General features: G+C 57.7%; 1 rRNA gene. It reads left to right on the forward strand.

What is annotated here, in order from left to right:
* Positions 1-1,053 (forward strand): 23S ribosomal RNA (locus ABTY56_RS38735); the annotation flags it as partial.

Consider the following 1,053-nt stretch of genomic DNA (forward strand, 5'->3'; position numbering starts at 1 on the left):
GGCCGTGACTGCGTGCCTTTTGAAGAATGAGCCTGCGAGTTTGCGGTGTGTAGCGAGGTTAACCCGTGTGGGGTAGCCGTAGCGAAAGCGAGTCCGAATAGGGCGTTTGAGTTGCATGCCCAAGACCCGAAGCGGAGTGATCTAGCCATGGGCAGGTTGAAGCGCGGGTAAGACCGTGTGGAGGACCGAACCCACCAGGGTTGAAAACCTGGGGGATGACCTGTGGTTAGGGGTGAAAGGCCAATCAAACTCCGTGATAGCTGGTTCTCCCCGAAATGCATTTAGGTGCAGCGTCACGTGTTTCTTGCCGGAGGTAGAGCACTGGATAGGCGATGGGCCTTACCGGGTTACTGACCTTAGCCAAACTCCGAATGCCGGTAAGTGAGAGCGTGGCAGTGAGACTGTGGGGGATAAGCTCCATGGTCGAGAGGGAAACAGCCCAGAACACCGACTAAGGTCCCTAAGCGTGTGCTAAGTGGGAAAGGATGTGGAGTCGCAGAGACAACCAGGAGGTTGGCTTAGAAGCAGCCACCCTTGAAAGAGTGCGTAATAGCTCACTGGTCAAGTGATTCCGCGCCGACAATGTAGCGGGGCTCAAGCACATCACCGAAGTCGTGTCATTGCAGCATTAAGGGCCAACGCCTGCTGTGATGGGTAGGGGAGCGTCGTGTGCCGGGTGAAGCGGCGGTGGAAACCAGTCGTGGACGGTATACGAGTGAGAATGCAGGCATGAGTAGCGATACAAGAGTGGGAAACTCTTGCGCCGATTGACCAAGGGTTCCTGGGTCAAGCTGATCTGCCCAGGGTAAGTCGGGACCTAAGGCGAGGCCGACAGGCGTAGTCGATGGACAACGGGTTGATATTCCCGTACCCGCTATGAAGCGCCAACGCTGAACCTCTTGATGCTAAGCCCGTGAAGCCGTCCTGGAGCCTTCGGGCAAAGGGAAGTGGTGGAGCCGGTGACCCAACGGGGTAGTAGGTGAGCGATGGGGTGACGCAGGAAGGTAGTCCAGCCCGGGCGGTGGTTGTCCCGGGGTAAGGGTGTAGGCCGTG

Source organism: Kitasatospora sp. NPDC097691, from assembly GCF_040302665.1.
GTDB lineage: Bacteria > Actinomycetota > Actinomycetes > Streptomycetales > Streptomycetaceae > Kitasatospora.